Origin of the sequence: Caldibacillus thermoamylovorans, from assembly GCF_000751775.1 — a bacterium.
Classification (GTDB): domain Bacteria; phylum Bacillota; class Bacilli; order Bacillales; family Caldibacillaceae; genus Caldifermentibacillus; species Caldifermentibacillus hisashii.
This window is the reverse complement of sequence record NZ_CCRF01000102.1, coordinates 50,779-66,997: the sequence shown is the minus strand read 5'-3', so window position 1 is coordinate 66,997 and position 16,219 is coordinate 50,779. Positions and strand designations below refer to the sequence as shown.

Genomic DNA, 16,219 nt, shown 5'->3' with positions numbered 1-16,219 from the left:
CCAAAATTGGTAAACACGAAATTTGTAAAATCCGACGCCACTGAAATAGATTTACTAACACAATGTATAATATGCTAAAACCTGAAAATACATCTAAATATGATGTTTAGCAAGAATATTTCGCACTTTTTCCAGTGACTGCGTAAAATCCTTGTAAAATGGTCTTCCCGGTTCAATTGCCCGGAAAGACCTATATGAATGTGAGGGGGATTTTATTGTTTTAATGACATTTCTGATTCCCACGATTTCTTAAATGTTTTTACCACGTCTTCCCATTTTGCTTGGTCTTGTGCGTAAAGCAATAACGAGTTCCCAACTTCATTTTTGAAATTCTCGCTTGGGAATGTTGTAAATACCCAATCAACAGGTGTTGTTTCCTTGTTTCCCATATCGGCAATAACAGCTTGTGCCAATGGATCGGTTGGAATTTCATTTTCACCAAATGTGTTGAATGTCGGGATAAAGCCAAATTTGTTTACCACATAGTCTTTTCCTTTTTCAGAGTTGAACATCCAGTCAATAAATTTCTTGGAAGCTTCAATATCTTTCTTGGAAGCTTTTGCATTAATCGCTAAGTAGTTTTCCGTACCGATGGCAAGACCTTGATGTTCTTCACCTTCAACTCCGGTATATATTGGAAGGAACCCGATATCTTCAGCTTTTACAACGTTACCGTCAACATCCGCAATTTGATTCCAAGCCCAGTTCCCGTTTTGTACCATGGCGGTTTTTCCGAGTGCAAATTCAGCCATGGAGTCGTCAGTTGTTTTACTACCAAGTAAAGTCGGTTTTACTGCTGAGTTGTTTAAGTACAAGTCAAAGATATTTTTAAAATTATCCCCATAAGTAAAGTCAATTTTATCTAAAGAGTTTGCTTTTTTATCCTTGTATTCATAGTATATTGGTAAGTTAGCTAAATGAGTGGTCCATCTCCATTGTTCGCCGGATGCTAAAGATGTAGAAGAAAAGACCCCTTCAATCCCTAATTCGTCTTTTAATTTTGTCATATCTTCAACAACGGCTTTTAACGCATCAAAGTTTTTAATTTCATCCATTGATGTGTATTCAGTCGATTTATTAGCGGATGAAAAATATTTATTCATAATCGATTTGTTATAGATAATTCCATAGCCTTCAACAGCGATTGGAACACCATAAACGCCGCCATCGTCTCCTTTAATAGCCATATCTTTATCTAACAACCAGCTATAAATATCGGAATCTGATAAATCTAATGTATAATCTTTCCAGTTCGAATAACCAATAGGTCCGTTAATAAAGAAAATGGTTGGAGCTTCAGATTTTGAGATTTCAGCTTTCAATGTGGATTCATATGTACCGCCTGCAGCTGTAGTCATCGTAACTTTAATGCCGGTTTCTTTTGTGAAATCTTTTGCCATTTGTTTAATTTGATCAGCAATTTCCGGCTTGAAATTTAAATAGTATACAGAGCCTTTATCATCCTTACCACCGGAAGCTTTTTCATCAGAACCGCCTGAACATCCTGCAAGAACTCCGATAGAAAGTACAATTGAGAATAACACCATGAACCATTTCTTGTTCATTAAATAAGACCTCCCTTTGTAAATGTGAAACCATTTGCCGAAAACCCGTGTCATATACAACACAAGCTTAAATTCTTATAAACGTGTACCAGATGATAGAGTAACCCGCGTCAAAGGGCAAACGTTTTCATAGGTTAAATATAGCACAGATAAAAATATTGGTCAAGAAATTCACTTGTCTAAAATAGTCAAATGTGGAGTTTTATGTAGAAATATTAGAAATCGGGTCTCCTTTATTGCGATTGATTTGTACAATGATAAATGGTAATATGAGATTACATTGTGCAAACGTTATCCCTATATGAAAGTAAATATTTGCTCACATCAGGAAACTTGTAAAAATTTTGCAAAGCGGAAGAAAATTTTTTACGCTACTTAACCCAGTCCAAATTAGTAAATATAATAAGATAAGAAATATTCATTTCGGAAATGAGAAGGTCGGTGGAAAATACGTGGCGGTAACGATAAAAGATGTAGCAAAAAAGGCAAATGTCTCTATTTCAACTGTATCAAGAGTATTGTCAGATAGTCCGAAAATCAGTGAAAAAACAAAGAAGCATGTGAGGAAGGTCATTGAAGAACTCGGATATCACGCAAATTTGAATGCCAGATCTTTGGTCCAACAAACAACCAAAACCATTGGAGTGATTATGAAACATTCTGCTAGTGAAGCGGTTCACACAACGTTCATTCCGGAAGTACTTCGAGGAATCAGTTATGTATGCAACAAATATGAATACAGTATTCGGCTTTCTACAGGGGAGTCTGAGGAAGATTTATTCCAAGATGTCTTAAAAATGGTGAATGGAAAACAAGTGGATGGCGTCTTAGTCTTATATTCAAAAAAAGATGACCCGGTTGTCGATTATTTAATTCAAAGTCAAATTCCTTTTGTCATATTAGGTAAGCCGACAAAAGATGTCAATAAAATTGCTTATGTTGATAATGATAATATCCACGCCGCAATGGATGCGACACAATACTTAATCAAACTTGGTCATAAGCGAATTGCTTTTATAGGGGACGATAAAAAATATGAAGTAACGAATGCGAGATTGGCCGGGTTTCAACAATCTTTACTGGCAAACCAGTTAGAAATTTGCGATGAGTATATCAAAAATATTAATTACAACTATGATGAAGGCGTGCAAGTGATTCATGAACTAATGTCTTTACCTGTGCCTCCTACAGCAATGGTTCTTACGGATGATTTAAATGCATTAATTGTATTGTCCGCCTTATCTAAAATCGGCTTAAAAGTGCCGGAAGATGTAAGTGTTATTTGTTTTAATAATTCAACCATATCAAGAGTCTCAAACCCTAGATTAACTTCAGTGGATATACAAATTTTTCAATTAGGATATGAAGCTGCTAAAACGGTCATTGAGCAAATCAATGAACCAAATGCGCTGAAGAAAAGTTTAATTATTCCAACGAAGATAGTAGAAAGGGATTCTTGTAAAAAAATGATTCCATGAACATTGGCAACTTTACCGAAAAATGAAGGGTATCATTTGAATCGTTTGTATCCATTTTCGTTTAACGGTAGAAGTTATCCCCCCATCACAAAGATTCTACGTTTACAAAGACGATAGGTGGGGACGGGGTGCTCGTAAAGGTTCGAATGGCTAACCATCAGAGGCGACGAACCCCCTGATGGAAGTTTCGCTTTATTAAGGATTTTGATATACGTCAAAGAAGGAGACGAAATTATATGAAGAAAAAGTGGTGGAAAGAAAGCGTTGTCTATCAAATATATCCACGCAGTTTTAAAGACAGTAACGGCGATGGGATAGGGGATTTACAAGGTGTTGTTGAAAAGCTTGATTATTTGAAAAGACTAGGAATCGATGTAATCTGGCTCTGTCCTATCTATAAATCGCCAAATGATGATAACGGCTATGATATATCCGATTACCAAGATATATTGAATGAATTCGGTACAATGGAGGATTTTGAAAAATTATTAGATGAAGCCCATAAACAAGGGATCAAAGTAATTATGGACCTTGTCATTAACCATACAAGCGATGAACATCCATGGTTTATTGAATCCCGTTCCTCCCGTGAAAATCCGAAGCGGGATTGGTACATTTGGCGTGATGGAAAAGATGGAAAGGAACCGAACAACTGGAAATCGATTTTTGAAGGGTCTACTTGGGAATATGATGAAAAGACTGGGCAATATTATTTTCATCTCTTCTCAAAAAAACAGCCTGATTTAAATTGGGAAAATAAAGAAGTCCGTGATACTTTAAAAGAGATGGTATGCTGGTGGCTTGACAAAGGTATTGACGGCTTTCGGATTGACGCAATTTCCCATATTAAAAAACAGCCCGGATTCCCTGATATGCCCAATCCGGATCATTTAGATTATGTGGATGCAATGGATTATACCCGAAACGTGGAAGGAATCGATGAGTGGTTAAGCGATTTTTCTAAAGATACGTTTAAAAAATATGATATTATGACAGTCGGTGAGGCAAACGGTGTTACGATTGAAGATGCGGACCGCTGGGTTGGCGAAGAAAACGGGTATATGAATATGATTTTTCAATTTGAACATTTAAGTCTCTGGGATAAAGAGGTAAAGAAGCCGCTAGATGTGGTAGCTTTGAAAAAAATCTTAAGTAAATGGCAAAAAGGCTTGGAAAATATAGGCTGGAATGCATTATTTTTAGAAAATCATGATCAACCCCGCAGTGTTTCCAATATTGGGAATGACCGCGTGTATTGGAAGGAAAGTGCGAAAATGCTCGGTGCCCTCTATTTCCTTATGCAAGGGACGCCTTTTATTTATCAAGGACAAGAAATTGGTATGACGAATGTCAAGTTTGCGAACATTGAAGATTATGATGATATTAGTATGCGGAATTTTTACAAGGCAGAACGTGCAAAAGGTCGTCCCCATGAAGAAATAATGGAAGTGGTGTGGAATCGGTCACGCGACAATTCGAGGACACCTATGCAATGGAACGCTGGACCGATGGCCGGATTTACAACGGCTGGGAAATCGTGGCTCGGTTTAAATGAAAACTATGTTTATATCAATGTCGAGCAACAAGAAAACGATCCGGATTCGATTTTGAACTTTTATAAGCAAATGATTCGCATTAGAAAAGAAAATGAATTGTTTATGTATGGGACATATGATTTACTGTATCCGGAAGACCCGAAATTGTTTGTATACACCCGGACATTGGGAGAAAAACAAGCAATAATTATTTGTAATTTCAGTGAGGAAAAAACGGTATTTACATGTCCGGCCGAATTGAGAGAGAAAGAGTCTACACTATTATTGAAAAACTACCCGGAAGCAGAAAACAAGTTGCCGGATGAAACGGTATTAAACCCGTATGAAACACGTGTGTATGAACTTAAAATCGTATGAGACGGTTTGTAGGTGTGGTACTTAAACCAGTAAGGAGCGGGTGTGTATCTATTAAACCCGTATGAATCGAGCAGGTAATATGATTCACGTAAATCCGTGGGGGCGGTTCCCATGGATTTTTTTAATATCATCGGGCCGGGTTCCTGTCAGGTTTTTTTCCATGAATTTTGAAGTGGCTTGTGATTCCCGGTGCCATGCTGTTATTTTTAATCTGCTGAAATCATGAGTTGTACTGCCGGAACTTTTGACTTTACTGTTGAAGCAGTTCTTCCCTTTCACAGTCGTAGCCCAAGCTTTTCTTATACGTTAAGAATGTATAAATTTCCAGCAAAGAAGCGAATTCGACGTAGTGGGAAATTTTAAGAATTAAGTATAAGCGCAACTACGGCTCTGCCGTCGCCTGAAGGCTTGGCAGTCGCCGAGTTTTCTTTATTAAAAAATATTGACATTAACGTTAACGTAAACTATATTATGGATAAGGAAAAAGTATTCGGAAAGTTGTGATGTATTATGGCAGACCATTACACAATTTCAAATTTAGCTGAGGAATTTGATATTAGTACGCGGACGATTCGTTATTATGAAGAAATTGGTTTAATTCACCCAAAAAGGACAGATGGCGGGCAGAGAGTTTATTCAAGAAGGGATCGGGCGCGTCTTCGGTTAATTTTGCGCGGAAAACGATTTGGTTTTTCGCTAGAAGAAATTCATGAGATGATTACGCTTTTTGACGAGGACCGAACCGGGGAAAAACAACTGGAAGCAACAATACAATACGGTAAGAAAAAGATTAAGGAGGTGGAGGAAAAAATTCAGGATATGATGGAGTTAAAAAGTCAAATGGAAGAGTTATTGAACGATTTTCAAAACCGATTACATAAAATCAAAGGGGAGGAATAGCATGAATATTTCAGAATTATTGGCTCGCAATGCCAGAAAGTTTCCAAACAAGGTCGGCTTCATTTCCGGACCGGATCGACTCACTTACAAGGAGGTTGATGAAAACGTTACCCGGCTCGCCCACGCATTAAAAACATACGGTATAATGCCGGGAGATAAAGTCATTTTATTTTCTCCAAATACAATAGAATTTGTCTATAGTTATTTTGCTGTACAACGACTGGGGGCAATCATTGTACCGATCAACGCAAAACTGTCTACAGGAGAATTGAAATATATCATCGAACATAGTGAGGCAAAAGCATTTATCGGGCATCACCTGCTTTGGACCCAAGTTGCTCCGCTCACGAATGACTATCTTGTCACTGGGATTTCAACTGCGGATGGAGTGGGTGGAGCAGAGAATATTTACGATTTGATTGGAAGCGATTCCACTAATTTGGTTGATTGCCATCTTAAAGAAGATGATTTGTCTACGATTCTCTATACATCCGGTACAACCGGTCAGCCAAAAGGTGTTTTATTTTCCAATCGCAACATTTTAACGGTTGCAACGATGATGTGTATTGAAACCGGAATAAATAATGAATCCCGGCTTTTGCACATGATGCCGCTCAGTCATTCTGCGCCGTTGCACTTATTTTTTATAGCAGGTACTTACGTCGGCGCTACTCATGTTTTAGCACCTACCTTTACGCCGGATTTACTGTTGAAACTTGTTTCCAGTGAAAAAATTACGCATTTCTTCGGAGCACCTATTGCTTATTTGGCAACTGCCAATCAACCTGACATTGATGATTATGATTTATCAAGTGTCAAACGTTGGGTGTATGGAGCTGCCCCGTTATCCGCAACAGAAGTTCAACTGATTCAAAAAAAGTTTAAAACCAATCAATTAATGTGTGTATACGGATTAACGGAAGCGGGTCCGAACGGTACGTATTTAAGTCCGGAAGACCATGCGCATAAGGCCGGCAGTGTGGGGAAAAGGGCTGCACTTAATTGTGAAATTCGCATTGTTGATGAAAACGGGGAAGATGTTAAGCCGGGTGAAATTGGTGAGATCTTGTTACGTGGTGAAGGGAATATGGTTGGTTATTACAAAAATGAAAAAGCAACAAAGGAAACATTGAAAGACGGCTGGATTTATACAGGAGATATGGCCAAATTTGATGAAGATGGGTATATCTGGATTGTTGACCGGAAAAAGGACATGATTATTTCCGGCGGTGTCAATATTTACCCGGCAGAAATTGAAAACATATTGAAAACCCATCCGGATATTGTTGATGTGGCCATCATCGGTGTTCCTCATCCGGAGTGGGGCGAGACGGTCAAAGCCTTCATAGTTGCGAATAAACCAATTCAGAATTTGGATACCGTTTGTAAAGAATTTTTAAAAGACAAAGTTGCTGGTTTCAAAATCCCGCGTTTATATGAACAAATTGATGAACTGCCGCGGAATACCACAGGAAAAATTTTAAAACAACCATTGCGTGAAGGAGTGAAACGGTAATGCGTGAGTTTTTTTTACAAGAACAGGTTTTGTTACGAATTTTAAAGAAAAAATTGAACCCGGCTTTGTATGAATATGCTGTCGGTGAGTTGGAGAAGTTTTATGATAAGTGTTACCGGGAATTTGATATACATGCGGTTCATACCGATCGGGAGGGGCAGCCGAAACTAATAAAATATAATAAATTTGGGGAAGAAGTTTCCGAGATTTGGGTGAATGAAGGTTATAAAAAGACGGTAGCAGACACATATAATACGGGGATTGTCGGCTATGTTCATAAGGAAATACCTGAGCTGGGCCAAAAAGGAAATTATCTGTATAGTTATGCCCAAGGTTATTTGTTATCTCAAGTGGAGCCGGGGTTTTATTGTCCGGTAACATTGACGATGGCGGTTGCTTATTTGATCGAACATTATGCGGACGATGAACTGAAGGCGCGCTTCTTGCCCCATGTGTTATCAACGGGTGAGGTGGAATTGTATGAAGGGGCTACCTTTTTGACCGAGCGGCAGGGCGGATCCGATGTGGGTGCTAATGAGGTGAGGGCAATTCGAGAAAGCGACCATTTCCGAATTTACGGGGAGAAATATTTTGCCTCCAATGCCGGTCAATGTGGTGTAGCGGCGGTATTGGCCAGGATTGATGGGAACGGTCCGGGTACCAAAGGATTGAGCTTGTTTTTAGTTCCGTGGCGAAAAGAGAATGGTTCGCTAAATCATATTCAAGTTAGGAGATTAAAAGATAAATTGGGTGTCCGGGCGGTACCATCTGCGGAAATTGAGTTTGACGGGGCAAAAGCTTATCTTGTTGGTGATGAGAAAAAAGGGTTCTATTATATGATGGAAGCATTAAATTTATCGCGTGTTTGTAATGCAATTGCCTCGCTAGGCATTATGAAGCGGGCTTTGAAAGAGTCGGTGGAATATGCCGATTGGCGCTCGGCTTTTGGAAATCCTATCATTCAATATCCGATGGTGCAAGAAACATTGGCAACATTACAAGCCCGCTATGAAGTCGAGCTGTCTGCATTGTTTGAAGCAATTGAGTTGTTTGATTATGTTATGCAAAACCCGGAGATGGCAACCGAGGAACAAATCGCCTTGAATCGTTTGTATATTGCCTTGTTAAAAGCAAGGACTGCAGACGAAGCAATTGCTTTTACCCATACCGCCATCGAAACTCACGGCGGAAACGGGTATATTGAAGATTTTGTCACGCCGAGGCTTTTGCGCGATGCCCAGGTATTGACCGTCTGGGAAGGTACCGCCAATATTCTCGGGCTTGAAGTCCTCCGTTTAATAAAGAAATATCGGGTGGATAATATTTTCTTGAAACAGATCGGGGGAAAATTAGAGAAGCTGTCTTTTGAAAATGGCAGGTTGGCAATCATTCAGGAACGATTGACAAAATTAAAGCGAATGTTGGTTGTCCTTGCTACGGCGGATGAACCTGTTCTAACTTATCATGCAAAAAGGTTAGCCAGTGAAATGACCGATTTGCTGCTTACCGTCCATGCGATTGAGCGAGTGGAAAATGACCGGGATGAGGTAATTGCGAAAATTTTTATTGACCATATTTACGTTGATCACGGGCTGGATCAGGAAATGTTACCGCACAAGCATTTTTTTGAGATTGTTCGTGAGGTGAAGGAAATTTTGTATAAGGTAAACAATCATTGAGAATGAGCATGGGGTGAATCACTTAAAACGAACCAAGAGGGAGTTTTGGATAAAATTGGGGAGGAAATGTCCGAGCAGCGGTCTATTTTGGCGACAAAGTCTGTTCTCGCCGTCATTTTGAGCCGGGAAACTCCTTTTTTTGACGACGAAATCCGATCTCGTCACCTTTTTGAAGTGAAAAAGGCTCTATTTTGGCGACGAGACCCTTTCTCGTCGCTATTTTGAGGTAAAAAATGTCCGATTTTGGCGACGAGAATCAATCTCGTCACCTTTTTTGGGCGAAAAACATCCTATTTTGGCGACGAAACCTATTCTCGTCACCATTTTCCAGTGAAAAACGCACTATTTTGACGACGAGACCCTTTCTCGTCACCGTTTTGAAGTAAAAAATGCCCGATTTTGGCGACGAGACCCTTTCTCGTCACCGTTTTGAAGTAAAAAATGCCCGATTTTGGCGACGAGAATCAATCTCGTCACCATTTTGCGGTAAAAAATGCCCGATTTTGGCGACGAGACCCTTTCTCGTCGCTATTTTAAGGCAAGAAACGCATAATTTTAGCGACGAAACCTAATCTCGTCACCGTTTTGAGGCGAAAAATGCTCATTTTTGGCGTCGAGGCTTGTTCTCGTCACCGTTTTTGGTCGAAAACCTCTCAATTTTGGCGACGAAACCTAATCTCGTCACCTTTTTGAAGTGAAAAATGCCCGATTTTGGCGACGAGAATCAATCTCGTCACCATCTTGGGCCGAGAAAAGCACAACTTTGCCGACGAGTGTGGTTTGTTTCGCATTGCAAAACAAACTCCCATGAAATCCGTTAGAAATTCAATCATTCCACTTATAAGTCCAAAACCGTTCATATTGCAACCATTTTAAAGCATCCGGGTCTTTTGCTTCCAATCTTTTTGCCATATTATCGTAAAAGAAAGCTGTTTGAGTTTTGTGTGCTTGGATAGCGCCCAGTTTTTCCTTAGCTGCTTGCGAGACATCATGGATAATATCCGGTTTGCCTAACTCTTCCTCACAATTATTGGAAAAAGCGACACAGTAAAGTTTCGGGCGTTCCTCTTTCGCAATGCGGCTCACAGCACGAACGACGGCCCGACCGGTTGCCTCATGATCCGGATGAACCGAATAACCCGGATAAAAAGTTATGATTAAGCTTGGGTTTAATTCGTCAATCATTTCGGAAATCAGGTCAGCCAGTTTTTCCTCATCTTCAAATTCAACGGTTTTATCACGCAAACCAAGCATTCGGAGATCTTTTACACCCATTGCTTTTGCCGAGTTTTGTAATTCGGTTTTCCTAATTTTTGGCAATGATTCCCTGGTGGCAAAGGGAGGGTTTCCAAGGTTTCGCCCCATTTCACCCAGCGTTAAACAAGCATACGTTACCGGTGTCCCTTGCTTGACAAAAGAAGCAATCGTACCTGATACGCCAAATGCTTCATCGTCCGGATGAGGGAATACGACTAGGACATGTCTTTCATTTTCAATCATCGATCATTCTCCTTTCAAGAAGTTAGAGCAGGTTAGCGTTCCCCTTCAAAAAGTCAAAACCTTTCTTTCAAAAATTTAATGCTCTTTTTTTAAAAAATCAAAATCCTTCTTTCAATAAGTTTGTACGCCTGTTTCAAAAATTTAGCGCAACATTTTTTACTCAAAAGGTGTCCGGCTAATTTCAAACGCAATCGCTAATTTTCCGGTATGGTCAAGTCCTGCCATCAACAGCCGACCTTGTTCATCTAATTCATAATGGGTCAGACCTTCCCCGTAAATCCAGCCAAGTTCCATTTTCAAACCAACTCGGAACGGCCCGTCACCAGTAATATTCCCCCGCTCATAACGAATTCGTGCATTTCGGATAAACGCACTTGCATTGAAAAAGGATGGATCATTATGGGTGGCATAAGCGCCATTTGTCGTTTCTATATGGATATAAACATCTTCATTCAAAAATTGATCGATAAGTTTTTGTACTTCCGATTTTTCAATGGCTTGCATTCCGATAAACCTCCTATAAGAACCACTATAATATATTTATTTTACAAAAAGAAGTGAAAAAAAGCATGATACATGTTTCATAGAGTCAAGTGCCGATAATGCATTTCTATAAAAATGCTCAATGATGTGCAAACGAAAACATGCGTCTGCAGTAGCAGGGCGTTTTCCCACTTTATTTAATCGCCGGCGGAGCTCATATTTTCAACAAGTTATATGAACTGTTCTGCCTATCTTATTCGCTTAACGCCAAGCCCTTAAATGTCGAATCGTCTGTCAAGTCAAAACCCGTTACAGTTGCACCGGTCAACTGAATAGGCTGCCGATATCGAGTTGGTTATCAAGTAAAAACACTTGCTCTCTATTAGAATTCCCTGTAGTGTTCGGATCGGTTGTCAGTTGCACCGGTCAACTGAATAGGCTGCCGGTATCGAGTAGGTTATCAAGTAAAAACACTTGCTCTCTATTAGAATTCCCGGTAGATTTCGGATCGATAGTCAGTTGCACCGATCAAGTCAACAGCTTGCCGATGTCGGATAGCCAGACAAGTCCAAACCCTTTAATTACGATTCATTTTGATGATTAAGCTCACGAAAGTCTTTTGGGGTGACACCGGTATATTTTTTAAATAAGGCGGTGTAATAACTTTGATTGCAAAAACGGAAAAGGTTTGAAATATCAGAGATTGATAGTTCGGAATGCAACAGGAAGTATTTGGATTCCTCAATTTTCTTTTGATTAATATAATTGCTAACTGTTGTCCCGGTCTCCTTCTTAAAAATATTAGAAAGGTAGCTTGGATGAATATATAAATCCTTTGCAATTTTTTCTAAAGAAAGCTCATGAAGAATATGTTCATGAATATACGAAATTGTCTGCATAACAATATTGGTGTACTTTGGTAATTGTTCATTTTTTAATTCCCGAATAAAAGTATAGATCATATTTATTTCAAACTCTTCAAGCTTAGCAGGATCATCCATACTCTCGATTTCTTGAATGAGAACATCACTTAAATTGTAGGCACTTTCCGGATGAAGCCCGCCCTGGATGGCAGCTCGTGTAAAAATTGTACAAGAACCGATTAAAGAATTTTTTAACGATCGGAGGGTGTTATTCGCCAATTTTGCACGTTTTTGTTTGTTAATTTCCTTTAATGTACTGATGGCTTCCTTCTCATTCCCCAACTTAATCGCAGTAATTAGTTTTTGTTCAAGTTGATAGGAGGGATGTAAGTATTCGTTTTTTTGGTTTTCAATTCTTGCTTTGTAATATTGTTTGACAATTTTCTTTTGTAGGGAGGCATCCATCATACCACCTAATTTCCTAAAAATATTAACAAAATCCTAAAAAACTTAATATAATTGTAAACGATTTCATCCTAGAATACAAATAGAATCACAGAAAATGTAACAGATTGCAGTATATAAATTCTTAACAAAAATGAACATCGGAGTGTTTTGGCATGACTTGGACAATAAAGAGTCAATCAATTAATCCCGAACGGTTAATAGTTGAAGAAAGTTTATTTTCATTAGCCAATGGATATTTAGGCGTCAGGGGAAATTTTGAAGAAGGTTATCGGGAAACGGACCCTACGATCAAAGGAACTTATATCAATGCTTTCTATGATATTACTGAGATTCCTTACGGGGAAAAACTGTATGGCTTTCCCTCATCCCAGCAAAAAATTGTCAATGTGATCGATGCCGGGCAAGTGAATATTTTGTTAGGTACAGATGAAGAACCTTTCAATCTGTTTACCGGTGAAGTAAAGGCATATGAACGAAAGCTGCAACTTGACAAAGGCTATACGGAACGTTTGATTCATTGGTGCTCGCCCAAAGGAAAAGAGCTGAAATTATATTTTCGTAGATTTGTCTCCTTCGAGAAGAAAGAGCTGTTTTCTATACAAATAAAAATTGAACCGATTAATTTTTTTGGTAAGGTAAAAATAGTCTCTACTGTCAATGGGGATGTCAAAAATTATGTCAATGAAAATGATCCTCGTGTAGGGTCCGGGCATGGAAAATTACTGACTACAATCGAATCGAAAATGGTTGGAGAGTATGCGGTTGTTGTCAATCAAACAACAAATTCCGGGTTACAAACAGCCTGTATTACATCTTATCAATATGTTGAGGGAACACGAACCGATCAGGTGAGGGACCAATCCGTTGAAACAACAATTGAATTTTTCCTTGACAAACCAAGAACAGTGGAAAAACGAAATATTTATGTTGACACACGCAGACATGGTGAAAATCTTAGCGAAAAGGGCATAGATCTTCAAAATCAATTAAAGACCGTAACTTTTGAAGAATTACTTAGCGAACAAATTGATTATGTACAAAAATTTTGGAACCATGCCGATATCGTTATTCATGGGGATGATAAAGTCCAGGAAGGAATCCGCTTTAATCTTTATCATCTGCTTCAGTCGGCCGGGCGAGATCCGCTTTCAAATATTGCCGCGAAAGGTTTGTCCGGAGAAGGGTATGAAGGTCATTATTTCTGGGATACAGAAATTTATATGCTTCCCGTCTTTATTATGACCAAACCGGAAATTGCCAAGCAGTTGCTCTTGTATCGTTATTCCATTTTGGATCATGCGAGAAAGCGTGCAAAAGAAATGGGTCATCGAAAAGGCGCTTTATTTCCGTGGCGGACGATTGCCGGTGGAGAATGTTCATCCTATTTTCCCGCCGGAACTGCCCAATACCATATAAGTGCCGATATCGCCTACGGATTTGTGCAATATTACTTAGCGACAAAGGATGAAGCGTTCTTTCGTTCGTACGCTGCCGAATTGTTATTTGAAACAGCCAGACTTTGGTTGGAAGTCGGTCATTTTACCGGGGGGCAGTTTAAAATCGATGCGGTTACCGGTCCGGATGAATATACGGCCATTGTCAATAACAATTACTATACGAATGTGATGGCTAAGTACAATTTGAAATGGGCGGTAAAGGCATTTAAAAAGCTGGAAAAAGATGCGCCGGAGTTACTGGCAGAACTAAAAGAAAAAATTCAGTTAGAGAACGATGAGCCGGACATGTGGCAAGAAGCGGCAAAAAAAATGTTTTTACCTTATGATGAGCAATTAAAAATCAATCCGCAAGACGACACGTTTTTACAAAAGGCGGTTTGGGATTTTGAACATACACCAAAGGATCATTATCCGTTACTGCTGCATTATCATCCGTTAACTTTATATCGGTATCAAGTATGCAAACAGGCGGATACGGTTTTAGCCCATTTTCTTTTAGAAGATGAAGTAACCGAAGAAACAATGACAAATTCATATTTTTACTATGAAGGAATAACGACCCATGATTCTTCGCTTTCATCTTGTATCTTTAGCATTATGGGAGCGAAAATAGGTGACATTGAAAAAGCCTATCAATACTTTATTGAAACGGCCCGACTTGATTTGGACAACACTCATGGAAACACAAAAGACGGTCTTCATCTGGCTAATATGGGCGGTACGTGGTTAGCCATCGTATTTGGCTTTGCAGGTATTAGAATAAAAGAAGATGGTCTTCATTTTAACCCGGCTTTACCCAATAAGTGGGAAGGATACGAATGTTCACTCCAATATTGTGGAAGGGCGATTCATTTGAAAGTTGAAAAAGAGCGTATCGTCATTGAAATCAGTGGAAATCCATTGAAAGTTTCTGTTTACAGTAAAACATATCAGGTAAGTGAACAATCAAGTTTAATCGTTCCAATGACGAAGAAAGAAAGTGGAGTCAGGTTATAACCATTTCATAAATGGTTTTAATAAATAAACTGATAAAAAAGAGGGGGAACCAATAATGAAATTCAGAAAGAAATCTTGGCTTGCCTTTTTGTTAATGGTTGTTATATCGCTGGTCTTAACAGCTTGTGGTGGTGGAAACGATGGAAAAGCAAAGAAAGAAAATTCAGGGGATGATGGCGGAGGGAAAAAGATCACCATTTTCCAAAGTAAAGTAGAAATTTCAGATCAACTGGAAGCACTCGCAAAAGAATACGAAAAAGAAACCGGTGTAAAAGTGGAAATTTGGGGAACGACCGGTGATGATTATTTTCAACAATTACAAATTAAATTGAACAGCGATCAAGGTCCGTCAATTTTTACTTTGGAAGGTCTCAGACAGGCGCAAAAACTAAAATCATATGTGGCTGATTTAAGTGATGCTGAGTTTGTACCAAATATTGCACCGAAAATGGAATTGAAGATGGATGATAAAGTTGTTGGTCTTCCATATGGCGTTGAAGGGTTTGGAATTGTGTACAATAAAGATTTAGTGAAACCTGAGGATGTAAAAGATTACGATTCCTTTGTAAGTACTTTACAAAATTTGAAAAAACAAGGAATTAATCCATTCGGGCTGTCACAAGAAGCATATTTCTTAATTGGGCATATGAGTAACTATCCATTCTCACTTCAAGAAGATAATTATGCTTTTATTGATAAAATGGAAGCCGGCGATGTTACAATGGCTGAAACACCTGAGTTTAAAGAATTCGGTAAATTTATGGAAGCAATTCGTGAATATTCCAATAGTCCATTGGATGTAACATATGATGAAGAAATAGGTGATTTTGCAAGCGGTAAAACGGCTATGATTCATCAAGGAAACTGGGCAGCAACTATGCTTGCTGATTATGATTTGGATTTTGAAGTTGGGATGATGCCGTTCCCGTTAGCCGGAAATGATAAATTAGCGGTTGGTGTCGGTGCTTATTGGGCTGTAAATGGAACGAAGGATGATGCAGAAGTACAGGCAGCTGTCGACTTCTTAAATTGGATGGTCTCCAGCGAAACAGGTCAAAAATATATTGTTGAAGAATTTGGTTTTGTTCCGGCCATGACCAATATTGAAGCTAACAATCTTGATCCGTTATCGCAAGCGGTGTTGGAAGCTTCCAATAGCGGTGAAACAATTCCGTGGTCACATAGCTATTATCCGCCAAACTTGATCGTTAATGATTTCACACCGGCGACACAACAATTTTTCTTAAATAAAGATATAACCGGGGATCAGTTTATTAAGAGTTTGGATAATGCGTTCCAAAATGCAATTAAATAAGTGCAGTAATGAATAAATACTTTGGGACTCGCCGATTTCATTTGATCGGCGCGTCCGACTTTTTAATGAATGGTAATGATGTTCAA

14 protein-coding genes are annotated in these 16,219 nt (G+C 39.0%); 10 read left to right on the top strand and 4 right to left on the bottom strand.

All coding sequences use genetic code 11. From position 1 onward, the window contains the following. Positions 1–212: 212 nt before the first annotated feature. Positions 213–1,565 carry an ABC transporter substrate-binding protein gene (locus BT1A1_RS16615; RefSeq protein WP_034773346.1) on the bottom strand — a complete coding sequence of 451 codons (1,353 nt, stop codon included), beginning with the start codon at positions 1,563–1,565 and terminating at the stop codon, positions 213–215. Between the two features lie 452 nt (positions 1,566–2,017). On the opposite strand from BT1A1_RS16615, the gene BT1A1_RS16610 reads away from it, so the two are divergent. From BT1A1_RS16610 to BT1A1_RS18910, 8 genes are all read left to right on the top strand, one after another. Then, positions 2,018–3,043 (top strand): LacI family DNA-binding transcriptional regulator, encoded by a 1,026-nt coding sequence (locus tag BT1A1_RS16610; RefSeq protein ID WP_034773459.1) that lies wholly within the window; start codon positions 2,018–2,020, stop codon positions 3,041–3,043. Between the two features lie 236 nt (positions 3,044–3,279). Further along, complete coding sequence (locus BT1A1_RS16605) at positions 3,280–4,956, top strand: glycoside hydrolase family 13 protein (RefSeq protein WP_034773344.1); 1,677 nt, start codon at positions 3,280–3,282, stop codon at positions 4,954–4,956. A 510-nt stretch (positions 4,957–5,466) separates the two neighbouring features. Then, the gene (locus BT1A1_RS16600) at positions 5,467–5,856 is read left to right on the top strand and encodes a MerR family transcriptional regulator (RefSeq protein ID WP_034773341.1); all 390 of its coding nucleotides are present in this window, start codon (positions 5,467–5,469) and stop codon (positions 5,854–5,856) included. 1 nt (position 5,857) lies between these two features. Then, a complete protein-coding gene (locus BT1A1_RS16595) occupies positions 5,858–7,372 on the top strand; it encodes a class I adenylate-forming enzyme family protein (protein WP_034773338.1) in 1,515 nt (504 codons plus the stop codon). Beyond that, positions 7,372–9,051 (top strand): acyl-CoA dehydrogenase family protein, encoded by a 1,680-nt coding sequence (locus tag BT1A1_RS16590; RefSeq protein ID WP_034773336.1) that lies wholly within the window; start codon positions 7,372–7,374, stop codon positions 9,049–9,051. Before BT1A1_RS16595 ends, BT1A1_RS16590 begins: the two co-directional genes overlap by 1 nt. 45 nt (positions 9,052–9,096) lie before the next feature. Next, positions 9,097–9,276: a hypothetical protein gene (locus BT1A1_RS18920; protein WP_156103289.1), complete on the top strand. Its 180-nt coding sequence runs from the start codon at positions 9,097–9,099 to the stop codon at positions 9,274–9,276. Between the two features lie 8 nt (positions 9,277–9,284). Then, complete coding sequence (locus tag BT1A1_RS18915; RefSeq protein WP_156103288.1) at positions 9,285–9,437, top strand: hypothetical protein; 153 nt, start codon at positions 9,285–9,287, stop codon at positions 9,435–9,437. A 3-nt stretch (positions 9,438–9,440) separates the two neighbouring features. Continuing rightward, positions 9,441–9,623 (top strand): hypothetical protein, encoded by a 183-nt coding sequence (locus tag BT1A1_RS18910; protein ID WP_156103287.1) that lies wholly within the window; start codon positions 9,441–9,443, stop codon positions 9,621–9,623. Between the two features lie 253 nt (positions 9,624–9,876). Here BT1A1_RS18910 and bshB2 read toward each other — a convergent pair whose 3' ends face one another. The 3 genes from bshB2 to BT1A1_RS16575 form a co-directional block, all read right to left on the bottom strand. Then, the gene (bshB2, locus tag BT1A1_RS16585; RefSeq protein ID WP_034773457.1) at positions 9,877–10,548 is read right to left on the bottom strand and encodes a bacillithiol biosynthesis deacetylase BshB2; all 672 of its coding nucleotides are present in this window, start codon (positions 10,546–10,548) and stop codon (positions 9,877–9,879) included. A gap of 159 nt (positions 10,549–10,707) precedes the next feature. Further along, positions 10,708–11,055, bottom strand: a complete 348-nt coding sequence (locus tag BT1A1_RS16580) for a YojF family protein (protein ID WP_034773334.1) — start codon at positions 11,053–11,055, stop codon at positions 10,708–10,710. A gap of 560 nt (positions 11,056–11,615) precedes the next feature. Further along, positions 11,616–12,362, bottom strand: a complete 747-nt coding sequence (locus BT1A1_RS16575) for an AraC family transcriptional regulator (RefSeq protein ID WP_231553355.1) — start codon at positions 12,360–12,362, stop codon at positions 11,616–11,618. A gap of 155 nt (positions 12,363–12,517) precedes the next feature. On the opposite strand from BT1A1_RS16575, the gene BT1A1_RS16570 reads away from it, so the two are divergent. Then, on the top strand, positions 12,518–14,818 hold the full coding sequence (locus BT1A1_RS16570; protein WP_051989206.1) for a glycoside hydrolase family 65 protein: 2,301 nt from the start codon (positions 12,518–12,520) through the stop codon (positions 14,816–14,818). Between the two features lie 55 nt (positions 14,819–14,873). Then, positions 14,874–16,133 carry a sugar ABC transporter substrate-binding protein gene (locus BT1A1_RS16565; RefSeq protein WP_034773331.1) on the top strand — a complete coding sequence of 420 codons (1,260 nt, stop codon included), beginning with the start codon at positions 14,874–14,876 and terminating at the stop codon, positions 16,131–16,133. The last annotated feature ends 86 nt before the right edge of the window (positions 16,134–16,219 follow it).

Excerpts from the sequence above, each read along its gene's own strand:
- BT1A1_RS16615 (WP_034773346.1), bottom strand. The coding sequence starts at position 1,565 with ATGAACAAGAAATGGTTCATGGTGTTATTCTCAATTGTACTTTCTATC.
- BT1A1_RS16605 (WP_034773344.1), top strand. The coding sequence starts at position 3,280 with ATGAAGAAAAAGTGGTGGAAAGAAAGCGTTGTCTATCAAATATATCCA.
- BT1A1_RS16600 (WP_034773341.1), top strand. The coding sequence starts at position 5,467 with ATGGCAGACCATTACACAATTTCAAATTTAGCTGAGGAATTTGATATT.
- BT1A1_RS16595 (WP_034773338.1), top strand. The coding sequence starts at position 5,858 with ATGAATATTTCAGAATTATTGGCTCGCAATGCCAGAAAGTTTCCAAAC.
- BT1A1_RS16590 (WP_034773336.1), top strand. The coding sequence starts at position 7,372 with ATGCGTGAGTTTTTTTTACAAGAACAGGTTTTGTTACGAATTTTAAAG.
- BT1A1_RS18915 (WP_156103288.1), top strand. The coding sequence starts at position 9,285 with ATGTCCGATTTTGGCGACGAGAATCAATCTCGTCACCTTTTTTGGGCG.
- BT1A1_RS18910 (WP_156103287.1), top strand. The coding sequence starts at position 9,441 with ATGCCCGATTTTGGCGACGAGACCCTTTCTCGTCACCGTTTTGAAGTA.
- BT1A1_RS16580 (WP_034773334.1), bottom strand. The coding sequence starts at position 11,055 with ATGCAAGCCATTGAAAAATCGGAAGTACAAAAACTTATCGATCAATTT.
- BT1A1_RS16575 (WP_231553355.1), bottom strand. The coding sequence starts at position 12,362 with ATGGATGCCTCCCTACAAAAGAAAATTGTCAAACAATATTACAAAGCA.
- BT1A1_RS16570 (WP_051989206.1), top strand. The coding sequence starts at position 12,518 with ATGACTTGGACAATAAAGAGTCAATCAATTAATCCCGAACGGTTAATA.
- BT1A1_RS16565 (WP_034773331.1), top strand. The coding sequence starts at position 14,874 with ATGAAATTCAGAAAGAAATCTTGGCTTGCCTTTTTGTTAATGGTTGTT.